Origin of the sequence: Marinobacter zhejiangensis, assembly GCF_900114775.1 — a bacterium.
GTDB classification, from domain to species: domain Bacteria; phylum Pseudomonadota; class Gammaproteobacteria; order Pseudomonadales; family Oleiphilaceae; genus Marinobacter; species Marinobacter zhejiangensis.
This window is the reverse complement of sequence record NZ_FOUE01000001.1, coordinates 577,164-600,366: the sequence shown is the minus strand read 5'-3', so window position 1 is coordinate 600,366 and position 23,203 is coordinate 577,164. Positions and strand designations below refer to the sequence as shown.

Sequence of the window (23,203 nt, the reverse complement as noted above, 5' to 3'; positions counted from 1 at the left end):
AGCGCGCACCGTATTAATCGCCCATGGGGAGGTTCCTTGTGTCAGTCGAACTCTGGTTTGCCTTTGCCGTTGCGTCTTCGGTTCTGCTGGTTATTCCCGGGCCGACGATTCTCACGGTGATCAGCTACTCCATCGCCCATGGCCGGAGCGCGAATACTCCGCTTGTTGCTGCGGTTGCATTGGGGGATTCCACCGCCTTGCTGTTCTCCATTCTCGGGCTTGGTGCGGTTCTGGCGGCCTCGGCCTTTTGGTTTACGGTGGTGAAGTGGGTGGGCGGTTTGTATCTTTTGTTCATGGGGGTCAGGCTCTTGCTCGCAGGCTTGTCACCCACCGAGTTATCCACAGGGGCCACGCCGAACTCGCGCTGGAAACTGTTTGCCAACACCTACCTTGTGACAGCGCTGAACCCGAAGGGGATCGTGTTCTTTGTGGCTTTCCTGCCCCAGTTCATCAGTCCAAACGCCGATACTGGGCATCAGCTTTGGATTCTGGCGGCCACCTTCGTCGGCTTGGCCACCTTGAATGCAACGCTGTACACCGTGTTTGCGGCTTCTGCCCGCAAAGCCCTCATATCGCCAAAGGCCCGGCTTCGCTTCAACGTGATTGGGGGCTCGCTGCTGTCGTCCGCCGGGGTTTGGGCGCTGCTTTCCCGGCGGCCCGTTTGAGGATGCGCTGGCTCATAGCTACTGAAAGGAGATGCCATGACAACCAAAGGATCATGCCTCTGTGGTGAGGTGACGTTTGATATTGACGGTGAATTCGAGAGTTTCTTTTTGTGCCACTGCTCGCACTGCCGTAAGGACACCGGTTCCGCCCATGGGGCAAACCTCTTCTCAAGCAAAGCCACGCTGACGTGGCTTTCGGGAGCCGACCGGGTAACCACCTATCGGTTGCCATCAAGCCGCCACACCAAGAGCTTCTGCTCGACCTGCGGTTCGGCGGTTCCGACTGAGCAGGCGGAACTCAACTTCATCGTGGTGCCTGCCGGCAGCCTTGATGACGCTATCGCCATCCGGCCCACGGCCCATATTTTCATGGGCAGCAAGGCGGGTTGGGACGGTGGCCTGGAGCAGGTTCCGGCCTTTGACGGCCTGCCAGTTGCTGGCTGACCATCACGCGGTGATCAGGGGTCTGGCTGGTCGGCGTGCGCCGACAGGGTCCGCACCCGTTCAAAGTCGTCGCTGGTGAACACACCGTTCACGCCGGAGATGGCCGCCAGTTTCATGCCGTGTTTCAGGCCCAGCTTGTAGATCTCCCGGACGTTTTCCCATTCGATGTTGCGGCCAAGGGTGAAGTTTTCGAAGCGGGCTTCCAGGGCGAGTACGATGGTCTCCGCCAGACAGGCATAGGCGATGCCCTTGGGCAGGCCAATATCCTTCATCTGAACATCCCCCGGCAGCTGGATTTCGCCGGATTCGATCACCAGAACGTCGGGCCGTTTGGCAACGTCCTCAGCGGGAATATCAAGGGGACGGGCGACGTCGGTGATGACGCAGCCGGGCTTGACCTTCATGATGTCGAGAATGCGTTTGCCGGCACCGGAGGTGGCGGTGACGATCATGTCCATATCTGCCACGTCGCGGTCGGCGGAGCCGGCGATGTGCACCGTCGCGCCTGGGGTTTCCTGCTCAATGCTTTCTTTCAGCGCCAGCAGCTTGGCCGGTTCCGGGGCGGCCAGGTAGATTTCATCCACCGCCTTGGCCAGCAGCCGGGCGCAGACCGAGCCAATGGCGCCGGTGGCGCCGACCACCATGGCCTTGCCCGCCATCTTGCCGCTGTCACCAATATGCACCCGGCCGATCCGTTGGGCTGCGTCGTGGGCTGCCCATAACGCCCCGGAGGCACTGTAGCTGTTGCCGGTGGTAATGGGCAGCGGGGCTCGTTTGGCAACCGTGATGCCGGCATCGCCCACCACCTTGGTGAAGGCCCCAAGCCCCATGATCTGGGCGCCCAGTTTCTTGGCCAGCCTGGCGGCCGCGAGCAGTCGGCTATAGGTGAACTCAGGACCATGGGCCATGATTTCCCGGGGTGTGCCGCCCACGGTAATCAGCCAGCCTTCCACCTCGTCGCCGGTAGGCGAGCGTATGCCCGATATCTTGGAGTAGACGAAGGGTGGGGTATACGCGACTGCCTTTTCCACCAGGTTCATGACGGTGGGTGGTGAGACCTGGGCAATCCAGTCCAGCGGCGGGGTTTTGGTCAGATACTGCTGGGACAGGGGGTGGATCACAAAGGCAAACCGATTCACCCGGCGGTACCCGTTGGGGTAGAGCACCCGCGGTTCAATGCCCAGGGCTTCGATCACCTCCAGGTAGTCGTCCGGGCCAAGCTGCTCAGGGCTGCGGGAGAGGGCGGCGCTGATCATCGCTTCGAGCACGTTGACCCCCACCGGGCGCCCTTCCAGCCAGGGGCTGTAATCCACCACCATGGCTACACGGCGTTCCCGCAGCCAGTCCATGGCGGCTTCGGTCACCCGTGAGGTGATCACGGTTTTGCCATCGAGTTCCTGGTGGCCAAACGGTTCCAGGTCCGTGATGCTGGCGACGATGACGTGGGAATCCTTGACCGCGTTGTGCAGCGAACCCTGGATCAGACCCTCGCCGAGTCGATACAGGGGGCTGTGCAGGACCGAATCGATCACCCGGTTCGCCAGTGGCTGGACGGTGATGGGGGCGGTGAGGCGGGTGTAGCTGTCGAGCTGTTTCAGGGAGGTCAGCAGTCGCGGTACGCCAAAGTCAGTGTAGGGGTCGGCGAAGAACAGGTTGTCGGTGTGCTCACTCAGGGATTTGGCAATGCGATAGCCGGACTGGCCATTCATGAACAGAACCCGGGCATTGTCGAAGAAGTGGCCCAGGGTTGACTGGATGTGGCGAATGGCCCACTCCTGGAGAATGCCACGCAGGGCCGTTCCGGTGGTCACCGAGACGTCGGGGACGGTCGCCTTGAGTCGGGCCGTGTCCGGATGCTCGTGCTGTTGCTGGCCGGTATGGTAGTGGTCGTTGGCCAGGCTCAGGCCGACGGCATCGGCCTGGGGGTGGATCGACTGAAGCAGCGCTTCGGCCTGATCAAGATCGCCATTGGCGCCTATCCGGATAACCCGCAGGGCGTGCCCCAGGATGTCCGTTTCCAGGGTGTAGTCGTCGTCGGATGTACCCAGGCTGATGCTGAAGACCGTTTTCATAGTCAGTCCCTTGTTATCGATATTCTTATACTCTCCAGAGTAAGATAGGGCGGTCGTGTCTGCCTTATCTCAGATCAATTTTTGTTCATGGGTGGATGCCCCGTCCAATGAACCTGTGCACCAGGGAGCCGGAATGCCAGACCTGATTCTTTACCATTACGCGATGTCGCCCTTCTCCGAAAAGATCCGGGCGATGCTTGGGTACGCCGGGTTGGAGTGGTATTCGGTGACAACCCGGGAAATGCCCCCCCGGCCCCAGCTGGAGCGTTTAACCGGCGGTTACCGCAAGATCCCGGTGGCCCAGCGGGGTGCTGATGTGTTCTGCGATACCCGTACGATTGCCACGGAAATTGCCAGGTTATCCGGCAAGCCGGAACTGGCGCTGGAAAACTGTGATCCCGAAATCCAGGCCTACGTGCAGAACGTCGATCTGGAGGTGTTTCTCTGCTGCCTGATGACCAGTGGCTCCTGGGCGCTGTCGCGAAAGGTGCTGGCGTCGATGTCGTTGCTGGATGTCGGGCGTTTGCTGTGGGATCGCATAAAGGTAGGCCGGCAGTCATCGGTGAAGGCCCGCGGGCTGCGCAACCCCAAAGCCCGGGTGCGGGAGCACTTGTTGGCCACCGAAGAGCGTCTTCGTGACCAGCCCTTCCTGTTTGGGGAATCGCCTTGCCACGCCGACTTCGCCACTTACCACTCGCTTTGGTTTATGCGGGAATACGCCGAATCGCCCCAACTGGATGGCTTTGATCACCTGTTGGCGTGGATGGACCGTATTCGCGACTTCGGTCATGGTGGGCGTCAGGAGCTGACAGCGGAGCAGGCGCTGGCGTTTGCCTCGGAGGCCGAGCCGGAAGCGGTGCCCCATGACTGGCGCCGGGGCCGGCTGATTGGCCGGGAAGTCAGCATCGCGCCGTCTGACTACGCGCAGGAGCCAACCTACGGAGTACTGGTTGCGGAAGGTCCCGATCAGTGGATTCTGGAGCGAAACCAGGACGACCTAGGCCGGCTCCACGTCCACCTGCCCAGCCATGGCTACACCCTGGCTCCGGTCTGGCCTGAGCCGGGAACCGAGAGCGCAGGGTGAGATCTGTCCGTGGTGCCCTGCTCTTACTGGTGTTGCTGCTGACGGCCTGCACCAGTGCCGAGCCGGAGCTGGATCTTGACCTGACTCCGGAGCAACTGGATTGGGTCGGGCAACAGATCTTCCAGAATGAATGCAGTGGTCGGTTGGCCTGCCTGGTGCACTGGAATGACGGGGAAGCGTTTCCCTCCCTCGGGATCGGTCATTTCATCTGGTATCCCGCCGGTGTGGACGACCGCTTTGTCGAAAGCTTCCCAGCGCTGGTCGCCTTTATGGACTCGCGTTCGGTCAACCTACCTGGCTGGCTGAAAAACCTGGAGCCCTTCGATGCACCCTGGCCGGACCGGGCCTCCTTCCTGGCGGCTCAGGAGGCCGGGGAGGTAACGTCGCTACGGCAGTTCCTGGGCGAGACCCGGGGTGAGCAGGTCGCGTTTATCTTTGAGCGGGCCAAGGCGTCGCTTGTTCACATCGTGGCGGCGGCGCCGGAATCACGCCGGGACCAGCTCCTGCGGAACCTTGAGGCGCTGGCGGCTACTCCGGGCGGAGTTTACGCGTTGATGGACTACGTCAACTTCAAGGGCGAGGGGTTGTCGCCGGATGAGACCTATCAGGGCGAAGGCTGGGGGCTGCTTCAGGTCTTGCTGGCCATGCCTCAGGACCCGGACCTAACCGCCCTGGCAGCATTTCGTCAGGGCGCCGCCGAGGTGCTGACCCGCCGTGCCGATCATGCCGAGAGGGCGATAGAGCGGGAGCGCTGGCTGCCCGGCTGGTTGGCACGGCTGGAAACCTACCGTGAGCCGGAAGGGATTTAACCGGCGGCTTTAGAACAGGAGAGTGCTTGATGAAACAACCCGCCCTGGTGATCGGTTCCTACCTGTCGCCCTACGTTCGGAAAGTCCTGGCGGTACTGGAGTTCAAAGGGATTCCGTATCAGATCGACCCCATCGTGCCCTTTTTCGGCAATGACGCGTTTACCGAGCTGAATCCGGCCCGCCGTATCCCGGTGCTGATTGACGGCGACAACACCGTGCTGGATTCCAGCGTCATTATCGAGTACCTCAACGAACAGTACCCGGAGCCGCCCCTGCTGCCGACCGCTGCGGCCGACAGAGCCCGCGCCCGCTGGCTGGAGGAATATGCCGACTCGGTGATGGGAGAGGTGTTTATCTGGCGCTACTACAATCAGGTGGTGATCAACCGATTTGTGTGGGGGAACAGTCCTGATGAGGCCGTTCTGCGGCAGACTGCAGAGCAGGACTTGCCCCAGGTCTTTGACTTCCTTGAGAGCCAGCTACCCGAGACGGGGGCGGTGCTGGGTGCGCTGTCGACCGCGGATATCGCGCTGGCGTCGTTTTTCCGGAACCTGCAGTTTGCCCGCTACCCCTTTGATGAAGCGCGTTGGCCACGCACGGCGGCGTTTGTGACCCGGACCCTGGCGTTGCCCTGCTTCTCGGCCCTGCGGCCTTATGAGGAACTTTGTATGCGCACCGCCATTCCTCAGCACCGCGAGGCCCTGCAGGACGCCGGGGCGCCCATCAGCGCCCAGAGCTATGGCAGCGAACGCCCCCGAAAAGGCATCCTGAGCGTATGACCGCCCCTGAGGTTCTGCTGGTCTACGACAAGGAGTGCCCGGCTTGTGATAACTATTGCCGGGTGGTGCGAATCCGCAAGGACATCGGTACCTTGCGGCTGGTGGATGCGCGGGAAGACAGCGAGGTAATGGCTGAAATTACCGCACGGGGCCTCGATATCGATCAGGGCATGGTGCTGAAACTCGACGGACAGCTGTACTACGGCGCCGATGCCATTCATGCGCTGGCGTTGATCAGCAGTCGCTCCGGTGTGCTCAACCGGTTGAATTACTGGATGTTCCGGTCGCCCCGGTTGTCAGCGGTGGCTTATCCCATCCTGCGATGGGCTCGTAACCTGCTGCTGAAACTGCTGGGCAAGCGCAAAATCAACAACCTGAAACAGCCGGGCAACGAGCGGTTTTGACCTTGGGGCGTTCCCCGGTATCCTGAGCGCCCCAGACATTGACCCGGCGAAGCCATGACTGTTACCCCCTTCCAAGCCCTTACCTGCCCACTGGATGGCGACCCCCTGTCCCGTGAGGGTGTCAGCTGGCGGTGCCCGGCTGGCCATAGCTTTGACCAGGCCCGCCAGGGCTATCTCCATCTCCTGCCGGTGCAGAACAAGCGTTCCCGCGACCCCGGTGACAGCAAGGACATGGTGGCGGCCCGGCGTCGCTTTCTCAATGCCGGTCATTACCAGCCGATTGCCGAAGCGGTGAACCGACGGGTGCTGGCGGCCACACCCGATAACACCCTGAGCTGTCTCGATGCCGGTTGTGGCGAAGGCTATTACCTGCGACAGCTGGCCGAAGCCGCGGAAAGCGGGCCCGAACTGGCGCTGCTGGGGCTGGATATCTCCAAGTGGGCGGTGCTGGCGGCGGCAAAACAGGACAAACGCACCGCGTGGGTGGTGGGCAGTAATGCCAACCTGCCGGTGGAAGCGGCATCCCTGGACCGGCTGTTGTGCCTGTTCGGTTTTCCGGTGTACCAGGAGTTTGCCCGGGTGCTGAAGCCTGGTGGCTTGCTGGTTCAGGTGGATGCGGGCCCGGATCATCTGAGGGAGCTGCGGGAGATTGTCTACCCAGAACTCAGGTCGAAACCGGCTGTGGATAATGTCGAGCCGGAAGGGTTTCGGCTCACCAGCACAGAGATTGTACGCTTTGATCTGACACTGACCGACGCTGGCGCCATTGCCGATTTGCTGGCGATGACTCCCCACCTGTACCGGGCGAAACCAGAAGGAAGGGCGAGGGCGGCGGCGTTGACGGAGCTGACCGTCACCGTGGAGGTGCGGCTGACCTGCTGGCAGCGGCACCCGACACAGACGGGCTGAGCCATGGTAATCTGGCAGGATGCAGCCTGAGTAAAGGATGAGCCGACCATGATGGATTCAAATAAGCCGGTGTTCTGGCGTGACGATCGCATGCCCCATGTGGAGCTGCGCAAAGTCCAGGACGGTCGTAAGGTCTGTTATGCCCCCCACAGTCATACCCAGTGGTCCATCGGGGCCATCACTGGTGGCGAGAGTACGTTTGTCTATCGGGACGACCGCTACCATGTCCGTACCGGCACCCTAGTGCTGATGAACCCGGACTGGGTCCACGCCTGTAACCCCATTGATGACCAGCCCTGGTCCTACCTGATGTTGTATGTGGATACCGACTGGCTGACCCGGTTACGGGTTGATGCGGGCGTGCTCGGTACCGCCGAATGGCAGGATATCGCCACCCCGATGGTCACCGCGCCGCTGTGGTATGAAGGTTATTGCCAGATGGCGGATTGCCTGTTGGACCCGCAGCGGGACCTGCTGGACAAGCAGACCGAAGTGGTGGAATACCTGTCCGGTTTGATGCAGGAACTGGCCGGGCAGCCGGTTCAGTCATCGGCCAGGACCCCGGAAGGGATCTTGGCGCTGGCGACGTATCTCGACGAGAATGTGGCCGAGGAGGTCTCTCTGGATGCGCTGTGTGAACGTTCAGGGTACAGCGCCAGCCATCTGATTCGGGCCTTTCGCCAGCACTTCGGGCTCACGCCCCACGCCTACCTGATCAATCGCCGGGTCCAGCTCGGGCAGCAGGAGCTCAAACGTGGCACCCCCATTGCGGAAGCGGCACTGAACGCCGGTTTTACCGACCAGCCCCACTTCCAGCGCACCTTCAAACGGCTGGTGGCGGCCACTCCGAATCAATACCGGCAGTCGGTACTCAAACGGTAGTGGCCGCCGGGCAGCTTACTGCAAGCGGACCGCCCGGATGGTGCGCAGCTCGACCGGAACATCCATCACGCCGCCATAGAGGTGGCGGCGCAGCTGAAGGTTGCCACCGCTGACGGACTGGATACGACCATCCAGGATACGGCCGTCTGTCAGGGTCAGCACCACCGTTTTATTGAGGTGCTGGTTCAGGGTGCTGACGGTAATCGCGGCCGGTCCGGTGGAGGCGGCTGCAGGCGCAGGGGTGGCCTCGCGATCACTTGGGTTGTTGGCGGTTGCGGTGGTTTCCGCGTTCTCACTATGCTCTGCCGTCGCAACGGTGAAGGCTGCCAGCGGCTGGTTATCACTGCCAATTTTCGGGTTGAGGCGCTGGGTCAGGTATTCCGGATTGGAACTCAGATAGTTGTCGTCCATATCCAGGGGCGGGTAGGGCTCGATCTCCAGGGTAATGGTGTTGCCAGGATTGTCGATGTAGTCCTCATAGACGGAATGGACATTGTCGCTTGGGAGCAGTGCCAGCTTGTTGGTCCAGACGTTGCGCCAGGCGGCCAGGTGATGGTCGCGGTAGGCTGCACTGTCCAGACCGGTCTTGCGGGCGCAGAAATCGCGGGTACGCATCATGTAGCCATCGTCGCGGTAGCTGATGCGGGCAGACACCAAGCGGACTGACTCGACCAGTTCCGGAGAGAAGGTCAGGTGATTTACGGTCAGGCTCTGGCTGAACACGGTATCCAGGTGAATGGCGCCCTGATCCTCTGATTCCAGGTTGCCATTCAGGAACAGGCGTGCGCCACCCTGATCAAGCCGGTAGTCGAAATCCACGTTCCAGCGCATCTCGGTGTACCCCATGGCCTTCCAGTCCTGAACGCTGAAGAAGCGCTGGTCCCCGCAGCCGATGGCTTCGAAGTGGCGAAGCGGGTTGTCGTTCTGGCCCTGTTCGGCAGGGTTACCGCTCTCGCCGAGCAGGGTATCCAGATCCACCGCCATACCGTCGATCCGGACATGGAGTTTTTCCGGAATCTGGCGCTGCTCGACCTGGCTGGTGAAGTTGAGCAAATCCAGCGGGTTGCCGGTGCCCAGGGCGACCTGATCAATGCTGAGCTTATCGCCAGTGGGGCTGAGGAAGGTCAGACCGCTGACCTGAAGGTCGCCGTTGGGGGCGATGGATACGCCTTCGTAGATCAGCCGGGCGCCCATCATTGCCATGGCGGCGTTGGCGTTATCCAGGCCTTCTTTGACGGAGCTGGTGACCTTGTAATAGGCCAGGCCCAGCCCAGCGACAAGGGTGACAACAACAACGAGCAGAATGCGCTTCATGGGACTCCTTTCTCAACCGTTTCCTGAGTGAATATGTCGCCTTATCTTACTCAATTTTCCGGAAACGTCGATAAAGAGTGGGGCAGGTTGTTGAGAAATAAAGTGAAATCATAGCAGCCTGTGGAGAGTGTCACGGTGAGAGGCCGCTATCAACGAGGTAAAGGCAACTGGCCGCAAGTAAGACCGCCAGTATCCGGTTAACGGAGCGCAGGACCACCGGTCGTTGGACGTAGCGGCGCAGGAATGCACCGGCATAGACCCAGGTACCCAGGGATAGCCAGCAGATGGGCAGGTACACCGAAGCAAACAGCGTGACCTGAGACAGGTTGTTGCCATCGGTGTAGGCGGCTATGCCAGAAGCCGAAGCCAGCCAGGCCTTGGGGTTTAGCCATTGCATCAGGGCGCCGGTCATGAAGCCGGGAGCCTGGCTGCTGTCGCTTGTGGATAACTCCCCGTTATCGAATGCCAGCCGGTAGCTCAGGTAAAGCAGGAAGGCGACTCCCCCCCAGCGCAGCAGGTCCTGCAGGCCGGGCACCAGTGCCAATAGCGAATACAGTCCCATGCCGACGGCGATGAACAGGGCAATAAACCCCAGGGTAGCGCCGGTGACGAAAATCAGACCCTGGGACAGGCGGTAGCGGGTACCGCTGCTCAGGCACATCAGATTCACCGGACCTGGTGAAATGGACGCCGCAAGGGCAAATGCCGACATCGGCAAAATCATGGACAGGCTCATGGTCATCCTCCTTACTGGCCATGGCCGAAGTCTGCAGCAGTGGTTGGGTGGGGTATTGAATAAAATTGCGGTACTGGTGATGAACGGTCCGTTTTTGTACCTACAGCCCTGAAATAGGTTTGAGTTTTGTCGTTTGCCCTGATGATATGTGCCTGTTTTTCATGGCATTTGTCTGATTTTTGATCAGACTGGCCGGTTGTTGAAAAGACTCAGGACCCAATTATGCGCTGCACAGTCACAGCCTTGACCGCCTCGGCTATCCTGTCTGCCACTGCCCTGCCGGTGATGGCCGATACCGAAACCCTGTTCTATTGCATCACTGAAGACAGCAAGGAACTGCGCCTGCTTGCCGACGGCGACACACTGATCTACCAGTACGGTGATGACATCGACACGCCGGAACTGGAACTGAGTCGCCAGCGTGATGAAGTCGGAGTCCAGAACGTGCTGCTGCCAGGGCCCGCCTGGCAGCAGAGCTTGACGTTCAGTAATGGCCAGTACGACTACCAGATTATGGTCGAGGCCCATCGCCCGATGGAAGGTGACTATCGGGATTTGGCGGGGGTGCAAGTGTCTTTGAACAAGTCTATGTTGGCAGACAAGAACTGCACCCCCAAGAACATGGTCCAGAGGCTTCTGGTCGTCGAGGGCATTCGCCCCTGGGGTTACGTTCCGGACCAGGAATCCGGTCGCTAACGGGGGCATGACAGGTATGAAACGACCGCTATGGAATGCTTTGGTCTGGGCTGCATTGGTTACGGCCACTCCGGTGCTGGCTGCTGATGAGCCTTTGTTCTATTGCATGACCGACGACGACAAGGCGCTTCGGGTACTCGAAGACGGCAATGAACTGGTCTATCAGTTTGGCGCGGATCTGACCGCACCCGAGATGGAACTGCGTCGTCCACGTTCCGAGGTCATTGTCCGTAATGTGCTCAAACCGGGGCCGATCATGACTCGGTCACTGAGCTTCACAAACGGGATTTACCGTTATGCGGTGGAAGTTCATGCCGTTCGCATCCCGCTCAAGTACGACCACGATGAGGGCGGTGTCGAGGTGTATCACGGCACCACCGGTTTGGGTGGGCCTCATTGTGCCGGGGGCGTTCAGCAACGGATCTTGTATATCCAAGGGTTGCCTCCGGAGGCCGTTCCGGTGGCGGACTGACGGGGGCAGCATTGGATGGCCTGAGGGTGTATGGTGATCCTGTTGGGGTAATCCGGGGAGGGCTGCCGGTTGGACAGATCGGATGCTCGGTTGAGACGGTGTGGGCTTTGGGGCGGCTTTGCCATAGGGGTGGCTGCCCTGATGGGAGCTGGTTGTGTCGGCAAAGACATATCGTCCTTGGCGGACGAACAGCGCCGATACGAATGCCGCTTCGTTACGCCCCCGGAGGCCTACCTTCAGTGCCTGAAATATGGACCCGAACCCTGGCCGGAGCGAACGCTTCCGCGGATGCCAGCCGGTCGGTCAGATATCGAATAGGTATTTCCTATCGGTCGCCTAAAAACTATCAATTTGAGCCTTTTCTGATAACCGCCTAAGGTTAGAACCCAAGTTAACCAACCAACCTGACTAATCGGAGTTATTGGACATGGGTATCATCAACAGCGAAATCAAACCGTTCAACGCCACTGCCTTCAAACAGGGTGAGTTCGTTGAAATCTCTGAAGCCAACGTTAAAGGCAAGTGGGCCGTTTTCTTCTTCTACCCGGCTGACTTCACCTTCGTTTGCCCGACTGAGCTGGGCGACGTTGCTGACAAGTACGAAGAGCTGCAGAAGCTGGGCGTGGAAGTGTTCTCTGTGTCTACCGACACCCACTTCACCCACAAAGCGTGGCACGACACTTCCGACACCATCGGCAAGATCAACTACTACATGGTGGGCGACCAGACCGGCACCATCACCAACAACTTTGGTGTGATGCGTGAAGGCCAGGGCCTGGCAGACCGCGCCACCTTCCTGATCGATCCGGATGGCGTGATTCAGGCCATGGAAATCACCGCCGAAGGTATCGGCCGTGATGCAGACGACCTGATGCGTAAGGTCAAGGCTGCCCAGTACGTTCGCAACCATCCGGGTGAAGTGTGCCCGGCCAAGTGGAAAGAAGGCGAGGAGACTCTGGCTCCTTCCCTGGACCTGGTTGGCAAGATCTAAGGCGGGTTTTAATACTGCCTTGCAAGGAGGGCCCGCAGCGCGGGCCCTTTTTTGTGGCGCCACGAACTTCTATAGATAATTGCTATGGTATTTTTTGCGTCAATTAATTAGATCAAATAGAAGTGGCGCCGTATCCTAGTCACAACTTCAAGGTACTGACCATTTTCACGACCGTATCCAGCGGATGCGGACCGCTATATAAGGGGACAACGACATGTTGGAAGCCAATCTCAAGGATCAACTGAAAGCCTATCTCGAGAACGTCAAACAGCCTATTGAGCTGGTTGCTGCACTGGATGACAGTGACAAGTCCCGGGAACTGCATACCCTGTTGCAGGAGATTGCCTCCCTGTCCGGGCAGATTACTGTGCGTGAAGACGGGGACACCGACGTACGCCGTCCCTCCTTTGCCATCAACCGGGTGGGTACCGACATCGGGGTTCGTTTCGCGGGCATTCCCATGGGTCACGAGTTCACCTCGCTGGTGCTGGCGTTGCTGCAGGTTGGGGGGCACCCCTCCAAGGCGGCACAGGCACTGATTGAGCAGGTGCAGGGCCTGGACGGTGAGTTCGAGTTTGAAACCTACTTCTCCCTGTCTTGCCAGAACTGCCCGGACGTTGTGCAGGCGCTGAACCTGATGAGCGTACTCAACCCGAACATCCGGCACACCTCGATCGACGGTGCCCTGTTCCAGGATGAGGTGGAGCAGCGGGAAGTGATGGCGGTACCGAGTGTGTACCTTAATGGCCAGCCCTGGGGCCAGGGCCGCATGACCCTGGAAGAGATCGTCGCCAGGCTGGATACCAACTCTGACGCTCGCGAGGCCGAGAAGATCAACGCCAAGGCACCGTTTGAAGTGCTGGTGATCGGTGGTGGTCCGGCCGGCTCCGCAGCGGCCATCTATGCGGCCCGTAAAGGCATCGCAACCGGTATCGCCGCTGAGCGTTTCGGTGGCCAGGTCGGCGACACCATGGGTATCGAAAACCTGATCTCGGTGCCCTATACCGAGGGTCCGAAACTGGTGGCGGCGATGGAACAGCACGTTGCTGAGTATGAAGTGGATGTGATGAACCTGCAGCGCGCCGAAAAGCTCATACCGGCGGCACAGCCCGGTGGCTACCACGAGGTTCGTCTGGCCAATGGTGCAACGCTCAAGTCCCGTAGCGTGATCCTGTCCACCGGAGCCCGGTGGCGTCAGCTGGGTGTTCCCGGTGAAGCCGAGTACCGCAACAAGGGCGTGGCTTACTGCCCCCACTGCGATGGCCCACTGTTCAAGGGCAAGCGGGTGGCGGTGATTGGCGGCGGAAACTCAGGCGTTGAGGCCGCCATCGACCTGGCCGGTATTGTCGGCCACGTCACCCTGATTGAATTCGGTGACCAGATGCGGGCCGACGAGGTGTTGCAGAAAAAGCTGCGCAGCCTGCCCAATGTGGACATTCGCGTGTCGGCCCAGACAACGGAGATCCTCGGTACCGATGGCAAGGTCAGTGGTCTGAGCTACACCGACCGCGCCAGCGGTGAAAGCCATCAGGTGGAACTGGAAGGGGTGTTCGTTCAGATCGGCCTGGTGCCTAACACCGAGTGGCTGAAGGGCGACCTGGAGTTGAGTCAGCACGGAGAGATCATCATCAACGATCGCGGCGAGACCTCTGTACCCGGGGTGTTCGCAGCCGGGGACGCGACCACGGTGCCTTACAAGCAGATTGTGATCTCGATGGGTGAGGGCGCCAAGGCGGCGCTGAGTGCATTCGACTACCTGATCCGAAACTCGGCTCCAGAATAAGCGAGCGGCAAAAAGGGTGGCCCGGTATTACCCCGGACCACCAGAGGAGACGGTAATGCCTAGGAGGCTGGGCGTTACCGTCGTGGGGCAAGTAGCTTGAGGGTCACCGGGCGGCCTGTTCGTTGACGGCGTCGTGGGCCCGTTTGACGATGTAGCTGCGGACCTGCTCGATGTCCGCGTCGGTTAACAGGTCGTCGAATGCGGGCATGTAGGTGCCCGGGCGGCCATAGCGCACCGTTGGTTCGAAGCCCGCATGGAGCAGAGGGCTGTGGCGCAGGTCGGGGATGTCGTCCATCAGTCCGGCGACGGCACCTTCACCGTGACAGCGCATGCAGTACCGGTTATAGAGGGCGCGGCCTGAATCCACGTTCGCTGCGTCGGCGGTCTGCTCCGGAGGGCTCAGGGGTGGTTGTGGCCGGCGTTCTGGCACCGGTGGGTTGGCTGCCGTGCCGCCCAGCCGGAATGTGTAGATCCGGTTACTGTGGCGGGCCTGGTAGGCTGCTGCAAAGGGGCCGGCAATCCGGGACAGGGCCCCACCAACGCCGGTCAGCACACTCACATATTCCTCACCATCGATGGCATACACGGCCGGGGCTGCTACGATGCCAATGCCCACGTCATAGCTCCAGACCCTTTCACCGGTATCCGCCCGGTAGGCGTAAAGCTGGCCGGTGGGAGTCCCTTGGAACACCAGGTTGCCTGCGGTGGTGACGGTGCCGCCATTCCATATGGTTGGGTACTCCACTTCCCAGGCCTTCTGCTGGGTGACTGGGTCCCAGGCCACAAGGCTGCCCTTGATCAGTGGCAGCACCTGCTGCAGCACCTCGGGGTCTTCCGGGAAATCCGGCCATTTCAGGCCAAGGTTGAAGACATTGCCTGGCCTGGCCTGATAGTTCTCGTCATCGCTGTACACCCAAGGCACCTGCTGGTGCGGAATGTATACCAGTCCGGTCTGGGGGTTGTAGCTCATCGGGTGCCAGTTGTGGGCGCCGAACGGCGACGGAAAGGCCAGCTGAGGGCCGTTGTCATAACGGGCGTTTTCGGTCTCCACAGGCCGGCCCGTGGTCATGTCGATATGGGACGCCCAGGTTACCTTGGTGAAGTTGTTGGCGGACAGCAGCTCGCCGGTATGGCGGTCAAGGACGTAGAAAAAGCCGTTCTTGGGAGCTTGCATAATCACTTCACGGGACTTGCCATCCAGTTCCAGGGTGGCCAGCACCAGCGGTTGGGTGGCGGTGTAGTCCCAGGACTCTCCGGGGGTGGTCTGATAGTGCCAGAGGTACTCTCCGGTCCTGGCGTTGACCGCCACAATCGAGGACAGGTAGAGGTTGTCACCACCTTCGGGGCTGCGGATACGCCGGTTCCAGGGCGAGCCATTGCCGGTGCCAAGGTAGATCACATCGGTCGTGGGGTCGAAGACCATGGAATCCCATACCGTTCCGCCACCGCCCTGTGTCCACCAGTCGCCACTCCAGGTTTCGGCGGCATCGGCCATGGCCTGGTTCTCGAAGCCCTGCTCAGGGTTGCCGGGTACGGTGTAGAAGCGCCACAGCTGTTTGCCATTCTCGGCATCATAGGCCGTGACGTAACCGCGCACACCAAACTCGGCACCACCATGGCCAATGATGACGCGGCCATTGGCTACCCGCGGCGCGCCGGTGATGGTACGCCGGGCGTTGTTGTCCTCGTTGGTGTCCTCTTCCCAGACCACGGCACCGGTTTGGGCATCGAGGGCGATCAGGCGAGCATCGAAGGCGCCGACGTACACCTTACCCTGGTACACCGCAAGGCCGCGGTTGGTCACCCCGCAACAGCCGCGGGCACCGGCCTCGGCGTTCACCCGGGGATCGTAGGTCCATAGCGGTTTACCGGCCACCGCATCCAGTGCATAGACTTTGCCCCAGGGGCCGGTGATATACATCACGCCATCCACCACCACCGGAGTGGCGGAGCCTCCCTGTTTTGAGCCCATGTCATAGACCCAGGCCAGACCCAGGTCCGCCACATTGTCGGCGCTGACCTGGGTGAGCGGGCTGAAACGTTGCTCCTCGAAGGTTCGACCCACCCCCAGCCAGTTCTGGGGCTCCTGGTCTGCCTGTCGCCAGCGGGTGTCGGTTACACCAGCGGGGGCGGCGATCGTATTGCCATTGCTGGTTGTGGTTTGCTGTTCGGCGACCGGGCTGCAACCCACTGCAAGGGTAAGTGAAAGCAGGCTGGCGACTGGCCATAGTCGTGCTGTTCTTGTCATTGTTTTTACCTCGTTGTTGACCGGGGATAGCGTCAGTGACCGGCTGCCGCCGTTCGGTTCATATTGATCACTTTCAGGGTGGTGAACTCTTCAAGCCCCTGCTGTCCCCACTCGACCCCGATACCGGACGCCCGGGTGGTGGGCATCGGAATGTGAGGCCCAAAGGCGCAGTGCTGGTTGATCCATACCGTGCCGGTATCCAGCTGGTTAGCCACCGACTCGGCGCGGGCCAGACTGGATGACCACACCGAGCCGCCAAGGCCGTAGGGAGAGCGGTTGAGGCTGGCAACAACCTGGTCTAGGTCGCTGTAGCGCACGATGGGCAGGAGAGGGCCAAAAGCTTCCTCATCGACCACCGGATTGCCGTCTTTGATGTCTCTCACCACCGTCAGCGGGATGACGAAGCCTGGCTGGTCTGGCACCTCGCCACCGGCGATGATGGTGCCGTGGCGCCTGGCTTCGTGCAGGTAGCCGCAAACCTTGTCGAACTGAGCACGGTTCTGCACCGGCCCGTACTGACTGGCGGGGTTCATACCATTGCCCACCACCGCGTTGGCCGCGAGAGTAGCAATGGCGTCGCAGAACGGATCGTAAATGCTGTCGGGCACATAGACGCGCTTGATGGCCACACAGACCTGGCCGCTGTTGATGAAGGCGGCGCTGAAAATACCCTCGGCCACGGAGGCGACATCAACGTCGTCCAGTACAAGTGCGGCGTCATTGCCGCCAAGTTCCAGGGTGAGTCGCTTGAGCGTGGCAGCGGCGCTGGACATCACCGCCTTGCCGGTCTCGGTGGAACCGGTAAAGGAGACTTTCCGGATATCCGGGTGCCGGGTCAGCACCGGCCCGAGATCGTTATTGTCGGTGATGATGTTGACCACGCCCGGGGGGAAGATATTCAGGATGGCTTCACCGAGTTTCAGGGTTGCCAGCGGGGTAGTCGGTGCCGGCTTCAGCACCAGTGTATTACCGGCGAGAAGGGCTGGTGCAATCTTGTAACAGGCAATCAGGAGCGGGAAATTCCAGGGCGTGATGGCGGCGACCACACCCAGTGGGCGGCGTTGCAGTTCAACGTGCTGCTGGTCGTTATCAATCAATCGCTCGGAGTCCAGCCGCATGTCCGCAATGGTGCGGCAAAACGCCTGGGCGTAATCGACCTCTGCCCGCGCCTGGGCCAAGGGCTTGCCCTGCTCGCCAGTCAACAGCAGCGCCAACTCTTCCTTGTGGATTTGAAGGGCGTTGGCCATGAGGATCAATTGCACACGGCGTTCTGCAATGGGTGTGCGGCTCCACGAGGGGAAGGCTTGCTTAGCCGCCTGAACAGCCTGCTCCAGTTGTTCTATGGAGGCCTTTGGACAGTGCGCAAGCACGCTTTCGTCGGCAGGGTTGATTACCTCGATGGTTTCCCGGGCCGGCACCAGCCGACCGTTAATGAGCAGCCTGAAATTTTGCATGGTGAGTTCTCCTTGGGGGGCTTGGCTGGCCTTACAGCCCGAACAGGTGAAGGAAACGGAGCTGGAAGGCGTTGAGTTCAGGGCCGTAATCGCTGACGTCCAGGTCTCTCACGTATTGGGCCTGAAACTGCAACTTGCCGGGCACCAGCCAGTGGTTGAGGCCGACAGTGATGGTGGAGGTGTCGACCTCGTTGCCCATGGCTACCCCGTCCAGATGGGTTTCATCACCGCTGCGCCAGCTGTAGCGCAGGCTGGGGTAGGTGGTGGGGGTGAGGTCATAGGACAGCATGGCCTGAACCTGGTAGGCCTCGTCCTGCTTCAGGCGATTGCCTCCCAGAGGGTCGGAGTTGGTGCCGTACCATTGCACGTCGGCGACGAGATCCAGGGCGAGCTTCTCGGTTAGCCGGGTCATATAGCCCGCCTGCAGAATATAGCTCCAGCGATTGGTGCCAAGGTTGACCGCCTTGTCGGCGTCGTATTCGCCAGTGGGAGCGATCACATAAGGGGTGATTCCGAAGTAACTCTGTTTTTCCGGATCTTCATGGAGCCAGACGGTTGCTGCGAAGATGGCGTCGCCCATGCCTGAACTGGAGTCATCCAGCAAGCCAATTTCCTGGGTGCCGAAGGGCACCAGCACCTGGGGATCGACCGTCAGGCCCATCACCTTGGTAAAGTGAACGTAGCGATAGATACCGATCGTGGCATCAAGATCCAGGTCGTCGGTTACTGACTGGCCGTTGACGTTCAGGTCATCGGCAGACAGTTGGCGGGCATACAGGACGTTGAGGTTGGCGCCTTCCGGCAGGGCGGTGTAGTCCCTGGGATCGACATCGATGGCCAGGCTACTCGCAGGTGTCAGCAGGGGCAGGGTCGCAATGGCGCAGCAAAGGTTACGGACAGATGTGTTCATTGTGATTCACCGTTGTTGTTATTGGGGTGACCGGAATCATTGATTCTGGCGGTCTGCCCCGAAACGTTAACAATGGCAATCGGTGAGGGCTTGCTGGTGGCGGACACCGGACTTGTGTCAGAACGACATAGCCGGTGTCAGCACCCTCAGTGTCCGGTCAAATGCTGTGTGCGGTACTGGGATGGCGGGACACCGTAGTAGTCCTTGAAGACCCGGCTGAAGTGCGCACAGTCCTTGAAGCCCCAGTAAAAAGCCACCGAGGTAACGTCCACATGGGCCAGCCTGGGATCAGTGAGGTCGCTGGCGCAGGCGCACAGGCGGTGTTCACGTATCAGTTTGTTGAATGACGTACCGAGGGTCTTGAAGATCCTCTGCAAGTGGCGGGGCGAGATGCCCAGATGGTCTGCCACCGTCTTCGTGGTGATGGCTTCATTGCGGAGATTGCGTTCAATGAACGTCATCGCTTTCTGCAGGTAAATGGAATGGTATTCCTTGGCCCGGTCACGGGTTTGGGTAAACAGGGGTTGTACCAGGCTAAGCACGGCGTTGAGCAGGCAGTCTTCGGTGTTTCCTGACGGGCTGGTATGTCCGACGACGGCGGTCTTTTGCAGCAGCGGCGTGACCAGAGAGGCGAGGTCGGTTTCCGCGGATACTTTTTCGGCTGTCAGAATCCGGGTGTGGCGCCAGTTGCGCAGGGCCATCTCACGGGGAATATGGAAACAGTATTGGTAGCCATGATCCGGGTACTCGATGGAGAAAGGCTGGTTGGAATCAAGCAGCACCAGGTCGCCTCGGCGCATGGCGGCCTGGCTGTGGCGCTGCTGCACCCGGGCGGAACCGTCACGCTGGTAGATGAGGTAGAAATACTGGTTGTCGCGGTTGTCCGCGTCGTGGCGTTGCCGTTGCAGGGTCAGCCCACTGGCCCGTAGCTTGGTGAATTCCATGCCGTAGGAGCAGAACCGGCGAATCTGGCCATCAAAGAGCTCGCGGTTCCGCACTTGGGTGCAAAGGCCGCCCACCGCTGTAGCAATGGACTGGTTCCAGGTTTCGACACGCTGATCTATGGTACTGACGCTTGTTGTTTTTATCATCGCAGCCTCGTTGCTTTTACGATGGTACTTCGCGCATGACTCCGTGCTTGTCGCTGAAAACCTCTTTTACCGACATGAAGTTGCAGTTACGAAGTATCCCGTCATAGTAATCGGGGCAGTCGAGCCTGTCACCTGGCTCGGGGCGGATGTCGCTGTCAGTCAACCGGGATGTCCGTTAAAGGCAAGCCTGTGCTTGCCTTTTTCAGTGGATCTTCAGTTTTCCGGTTGCTGGAGCTGCTGCAGGAACCCTTTAAGCTCCTGTTCCATGTCCGCCACGCGCTGCTGCCATTCGGCCTTGTAGCCAGCGAATTCGTTACCGAGGCGGCTCAGGTCGAGCTGAGTCTCTGCTGCCACCTGTGTGCTTTCGGCCACGGCCTGCAGGTTGGGTTCGTCCAGCTGCTGTTTTTGCTCGTCGAGCCGGATCACTGCCTGGTTGAGGGTGCGGCGATCATTGGGGGCTGCCGACGGGTTTTCTTTCAGAGCCTCCTCAATGGAGCGGGACAGGTCGTCCAGGTGCTGCTCCAGCTGTTCGCCGTATTGCTCCAGCAGAATCGAGAAGCGTTCGTTGGCCTGTTGGGCCTGCTGTTCCAGCTCCTGCGTCATGCGTTCGATGTCTACGGCCATCTGGTCGGATTCCCGGGCCCAGCGGGCCTGCAGATCCTGCCCCAGCTGTTCCAGCTTGCCGAGCATGTTGCCGAACAGTGGTTGCTGGTCCAGGGCGTCACCGGTGCGGTAATAGTCCACCAGCCATTCATCGTCTTTCTTCACCAGGTAAGTGGTGGCCTCCAGGGCTTCGCTGTTGCCCTCAAGACCTTCAATAACGGTATCGACAGACGCTTCGTTGCCATCGATGACCACCCGTCCCCACTGGATGTCCACACCCTGCCAGTCGCGTTCGAAACTGTCGAAGGCGGCATCGTTGACGAGGGTGGAGTAACCGTTGGCGTCTGAGGCGTTGCCGTCGATGACGGATTGCCAGAAGGCCTGGCTGACCTCCTCCGGGGTTTCCGGGCCTGAACAACCGGTGATCAGCAGGGAACCGGCCAGAACCGCGGTGAATAAGTGATGCTTGGTCATGGAATGCGATCTCATCAGTAACGTTTACCCCAAATCGTAACCGATTTGATGATGACCCGGGGTATCACTTGGTTACAGGGCTTTCATTTGAGACAGACCAAGGGCAATGAAAAAAATGTGCTGGCATTGTCGATTGCAGTGGCGCTGGAACGACTAACCTATCGAAACCCAGTCACAATCACGGAGAGACGATCATGAAATTCATGTTGATTCGCAAAGCGGATGATCAGACAGAGCAGGGCGTCATGCCATCGGAAGGCTTGTTGCAGGCCATGGTTGACTACAATGAACGGATGGTGAAAGCCGGGGTATTCGTTACTGGGGATGGGCTGAAACCCAGCTCTGATGGTTATCGCATCGAGTTTACCCATGGCCGGCCCCAAGTGATTGCCGGCCCTTTTACTGAGCCTGCAGGCCTGGTGGCCGGCTATACGGTGCTTGAGGTCGGATCGCCGGAGGAGGCGATTGAGTGGGCCCGACAATGGCCGGTTGAGGACAGCGACGGCAACGTCCGCCTGGAACTGCGCCGGTACTTCGAGCTGGACGATTTCGCACCGGGCGCAGCGATCGACAAACACCGTGAGCTTTGTGATCAGCTCAGCCGCCGACCGACGGCCGTCTGCAGTCATGTGACGTTTTCCGGCAACTGCCGTGAGGCCATGGCGTTCTATGCGGAGCTGATGGGTGGCGAGGTTCGTGCCATGCTGGCCTTCAGCGATACCCCTATGGCGGAAGAGGTTCCGGAGTCATTCCGGGACCGCATCTGCCACGCCGAGCTGGTGATTGGCAGCTACACGGTGATGGGGGCAGACACGATGGCGGCTGACATTATCGAGGATGGATACCAGGCACCGGCAGGCCATGACCTCTGTTTGCAGTTCGACGATGTGGCTCAGGGGGAGCAGATCTTCCAGGCCCTCGCCCAGGGCGGTACGGTGCGGATGCCGTTCGAGGAAACCTTCTGGGCTCAGGGCTTCGGGATGGTTGTGGACCGGTTTGGGGTCGGGTGGATGATCAACTGCGGCATCAAGACGTCAGCAGACTGCCCGTCACAGTAGTCCGTGGTGGTATCTTTTGGCTTGAGGGTAATAACAGGGACAGGACTGCTTCATTCATGGATCTTGAAGACGACTACCGGCGTTACTCGCGGCGTGTGCTGGCCACCTTGATTCGGCTGGTTGGGGATTTTGACCTCGCGGAAGAGGTGATGCAGGAGGCATTTTTGGCCGCATCGCTCCAGTGGCCGGTGGACGGTGTACCTGACAAGCCGCTGGCCTGGCTGATTCGCTGTGGTCGTAATAAGGCGATTGACCAGATCCGCCGCCGGCAGACGGCGGATCACCATCGCCTGTTGATTCAGGCGGAAGCCAGCGAAGCCGTACCGGACACGAGCGCTGCACTGGACGCGCTGCCGGATGACCCCTTGCGGCTGATCTTCACCTGCTGCCACCCGACGTTGTCCGAGGAAGCTCAGCTGGCGATGACCTTGCGGGAAATGTGTGGGCTGACTACCGAGCAGGTAGCACGGGCGTTGTTGCAGAAGCCGGCCACCATTGCCCAGCGGATTGTCCGGGCTAAACGCAAGATCCGTGACGCCGGTATTCCCTATGAAGTGCCTGAGGGCAGACAGCTGCCGCAACGACTGCGTTCGGTTCTGCGGGTCATCTACCTGCTGTTCAACGAGGGCTATGGCACCAGTGACGGCGACCGGCTGCTGGACGCCAGCCTGAGTGGTGAAGCGATCCGTCTGGCGGAAACCCTGACTCAATTGCAGCAGGATAGCGAGGTGTTCGGGTTGCTGGCCCTGATGCTGTTGCATGATGCCCGTCGTTTGGCGCGACAGAACCAGGCCGGGGACCTGGTGACCCTGGAGGATCAGGACCGAAGCCTCTGGAACCGTTCGCAGATTGAGCGGGGCACGGACTGGCTGATGCAGGCGTTACAGCGTCCACCGGTGGGGCCCTATACCCTGCAGGCGGCGATTGCCGCGGTTCATGCTGAGGCACCGCAGCCTGCAGACACCGATTGGCCCCAGATTGTCGGGCTCTATGACGTGCTTTATCGGCAGGAGCCCTCCCCGGTGATTGCCCTTAACCGTGCGGTGGCGGTTGCCATGCGCGATGGCCCGGCGGCCGGGCTGGCACTGCTTGATGGGCTGGCGGGTCAGAAGCTGATCCAGTCTTACCACCTTTACCACGCCGCCCGGGCCGATCTGCTGCGCAGGCAGGGCGATAGCCGGGAGGCCGCCAAAGCCTATCAGCGGGCGCTGACCCTGACCCGGCAGGCGCCGGAACGGCGCTTTCTGGAACGGCGGCTGGCTGAACTGGGGTTGGGAGGCTCTGAAGAAATAAGTTGAGGGTGGTGTCGAAATGGCGGTGTCCGG

General features: G+C 60.3%; 22 protein-coding genes. 14 read left to right on the top strand and 8 right to left on the bottom strand.

Features of this window, described 5'->3' with window-relative positions:
• Positions 1–38: 38 nt before the first annotated feature.
• Complete coding sequence (locus tag BMZ67_RS02645; RefSeq protein ID WP_092020352.1) at positions 39–665, top strand: LysE family translocator; 627 nt, start codon at positions 39–41, stop codon at positions 663–665.
• Between the two features lie 36 nt (positions 666–701).
• Complete coding sequence (locus tag BMZ67_RS02640) at positions 702–1,109, top strand: GFA family protein (RefSeq protein WP_092020351.1); 408 nt, start codon at positions 702–704, stop codon at positions 1,107–1,109.
• A 14-nt stretch (positions 1,110–1,123) separates the two neighbouring features.
• Here BMZ67_RS02640 and BMZ67_RS02635 read toward each other — a convergent pair whose 3' ends face one another.
• A complete protein-coding gene (locus BMZ67_RS02635; protein WP_092020350.1) occupies positions 1,124–3,181 on the bottom strand; it encodes a dehydrogenase in 2,058 nt (685 codons plus the stop codon).
• Between the two features lie 133 nt (positions 3,182–3,314).
• Between BMZ67_RS02635 and BMZ67_RS02630 the strand changes: the two genes are divergently transcribed.
• From BMZ67_RS02630 to BMZ67_RS02605, 6 genes are read left to right on the top strand one after another with little or no spacing between them, the layout of a single operon-like run.
• Positions 3,315–4,265: a glutathione S-transferase family protein gene (locus BMZ67_RS02630; protein ID WP_092020349.1), complete on the top strand. Its 951-nt coding sequence runs from the start codon at positions 3,315–3,317 to the stop codon at positions 4,263–4,265.
• Positions 4,262–5,074, top strand: a complete 813-nt coding sequence (locus tag BMZ67_RS02625; protein ID WP_092020348.1) for a hypothetical protein — start codon at positions 4,262–4,264, stop codon at positions 5,072–5,074. The genes BMZ67_RS02630 and BMZ67_RS02625 overlap by 4 nt, the downstream gene beginning before the upstream one ends.
• A 29-nt stretch (positions 5,075–5,103) precedes the next feature.
• The gene (locus BMZ67_RS02620) at positions 5,104–5,853 is read left to right on the top strand and encodes a glutathione S-transferase family protein (RefSeq protein WP_092020347.1); all 750 of its coding nucleotides are present in this window, start codon (positions 5,104–5,106) and stop codon (positions 5,851–5,853) included.
• Positions 5,850–6,257, top strand: a complete 408-nt coding sequence (locus tag BMZ67_RS02615) for a DCC1-like thiol-disulfide oxidoreductase family protein (protein WP_092020346.1) — start codon at positions 5,850–5,852, stop codon at positions 6,255–6,257. Before BMZ67_RS02620 ends, BMZ67_RS02615 begins: the two co-directional genes overlap by 4 nt.
• Positions 6,258–6,311: 54 nt before the next feature.
• On the top strand, positions 6,312–7,166 hold the full coding sequence (locus BMZ67_RS02610; protein ID WP_092020345.1) for a putative RNA methyltransferase: 855 nt from the start codon (positions 6,312–6,314) through the stop codon (positions 7,164–7,166).
• Between the two features lie 48 nt (positions 7,167–7,214).
• The gene (locus BMZ67_RS02605; protein ID WP_092020344.1) at positions 7,215–8,048 is read left to right on the top strand and encodes an AraC family transcriptional regulator; all 834 of its coding nucleotides are present in this window, start codon (positions 7,215–7,217) and stop codon (positions 8,046–8,048) included.
• Between the two features lie 15 nt (positions 8,049–8,063).
• Here the strand turns inward: BMZ67_RS02605 and BMZ67_RS02600 are convergent, their stop codons facing one another.
• Together BMZ67_RS02600 and BMZ67_RS02595 are read right to left on the bottom strand one after the other, a co-directional pair.
• On the bottom strand, positions 8,064–9,362 hold the full coding sequence (locus tag BMZ67_RS02600) for a hypothetical protein (RefSeq protein ID WP_092020343.1): 1,299 nt from the start codon (positions 9,360–9,362) through the stop codon (positions 8,064–8,066).
• 130 nt (positions 9,363–9,492) lie between these two features.
• Complete coding sequence (locus BMZ67_RS02595; protein ID WP_175481816.1) at positions 9,493–10,098, bottom strand: LysE family translocator; 606 nt, start codon at positions 10,096–10,098, stop codon at positions 9,493–9,495.
• Positions 10,099–10,320: 222 nt separating this feature from the next.
• Between BMZ67_RS02595 and BMZ67_RS02590 the strand changes: the two genes are divergently transcribed.
• The 4 genes from BMZ67_RS02590 to ahpF all read left to right on the top strand — a co-directional run bounded on the left by BMZ67_RS02590 (position 10,321) and on the right by ahpF (position 14,040).
• The gene (locus BMZ67_RS02590) at positions 10,321–10,794 is read left to right on the top strand and encodes a hypothetical protein (RefSeq protein ID WP_092020342.1); all 474 of its coding nucleotides are present in this window, start codon (positions 10,321–10,323) and stop codon (positions 10,792–10,794) included.
• Between the two features lie 16 nt (positions 10,795–10,810).
• Positions 10,811–11,266, top strand: coding sequence for a hypothetical protein (locus tag BMZ67_RS02585; RefSeq protein WP_092020341.1), 456 nt, complete (start codon positions 10,811–10,813; stop codon positions 11,264–11,266).
• A gap of 427 nt (positions 11,267–11,693) precedes the next feature.
• Positions 11,694–12,257 (top strand): alkyl hydroperoxide reductase subunit C, encoded by a 564-nt coding sequence (ahpC, locus tag BMZ67_RS02580; RefSeq protein ID WP_092020340.1) that lies wholly within the window; start codon positions 11,694–11,696, stop codon positions 12,255–12,257.
• Positions 12,258–12,471: 214 nt separating this feature from the next.
• Positions 12,472–14,040 (top strand): alkyl hydroperoxide reductase subunit F, encoded by a 1,569-nt coding sequence (ahpF, locus tag BMZ67_RS02575; RefSeq protein WP_092020339.1) that lies wholly within the window; start codon positions 12,472–12,474, stop codon positions 14,038–14,040.
• Between the two features lie 103 nt (positions 14,041–14,143).
• Here ahpF and BMZ67_RS02570 read toward each other — a convergent pair whose 3' ends face one another.
• From BMZ67_RS02570 to BMZ67_RS02550, 5 genes are all read right to left on the bottom strand, one after another.
• On the bottom strand, positions 14,144–16,288 hold the full coding sequence (locus BMZ67_RS02570; protein ID WP_092020338.1) for a PQQ-dependent dehydrogenase, methanol/ethanol family: 2,145 nt from the start codon (positions 16,286–16,288) through the stop codon (positions 14,144–14,146).
• 32 nt (positions 16,289–16,320) lie between these two features.
• The gene (locus tag BMZ67_RS02565) at positions 16,321–17,742 is read right to left on the bottom strand and encodes an aldehyde dehydrogenase family protein (protein ID WP_092020337.1); all 1,422 of its coding nucleotides are present in this window, start codon (positions 17,740–17,742) and stop codon (positions 16,321–16,323) included.
• 31 nt (positions 17,743–17,773) lie between these two features.
• A complete protein-coding gene (locus BMZ67_RS02560; protein WP_092020336.1) occupies positions 17,774–18,652 on the bottom strand; it encodes a transporter in 879 nt (292 codons plus the stop codon).
• A gap of 146 nt (positions 18,653–18,798) precedes the next feature.
• Positions 18,799–19,743, bottom strand: coding sequence for a transcriptional regulator FeaR (feaR, locus tag BMZ67_RS02555; protein ID WP_092020335.1), 945 nt, complete (start codon positions 19,741–19,743; stop codon positions 18,799–18,801).
• Positions 19,744–19,956: 213 nt separating this feature from the next.
• Positions 19,957–20,820 (bottom strand): hypothetical protein, encoded by an 864-nt coding sequence (locus BMZ67_RS02550; protein WP_092020334.1) that lies wholly within the window; start codon positions 20,818–20,820, stop codon positions 19,957–19,959.
• A gap of 194 nt (positions 20,821–21,014) precedes the next feature.
• On the opposite strand from BMZ67_RS02550, the gene BMZ67_RS02545 reads away from it, so the two are divergent.
• Together BMZ67_RS02545 and BMZ67_RS02540 are read left to right on the top strand one after the other, a co-directional pair.
• On the top strand, positions 21,015–21,878 hold the full coding sequence (locus BMZ67_RS02545; protein WP_092020333.1) for a YciI family protein: 864 nt from the start codon (positions 21,015–21,017) through the stop codon (positions 21,876–21,878).
• A gap of 56 nt (positions 21,879–21,934) precedes the next feature.
• Positions 21,935–23,176 carry an RNA polymerase sigma factor gene (locus BMZ67_RS02540; protein ID WP_092020332.1) on the top strand — a complete coding sequence of 414 codons (1,242 nt, stop codon included), beginning with the start codon at positions 21,935–21,937 and terminating at the stop codon, positions 23,174–23,176.
• Positions 23,177–23,203: the final 27 nt, after the last annotated feature.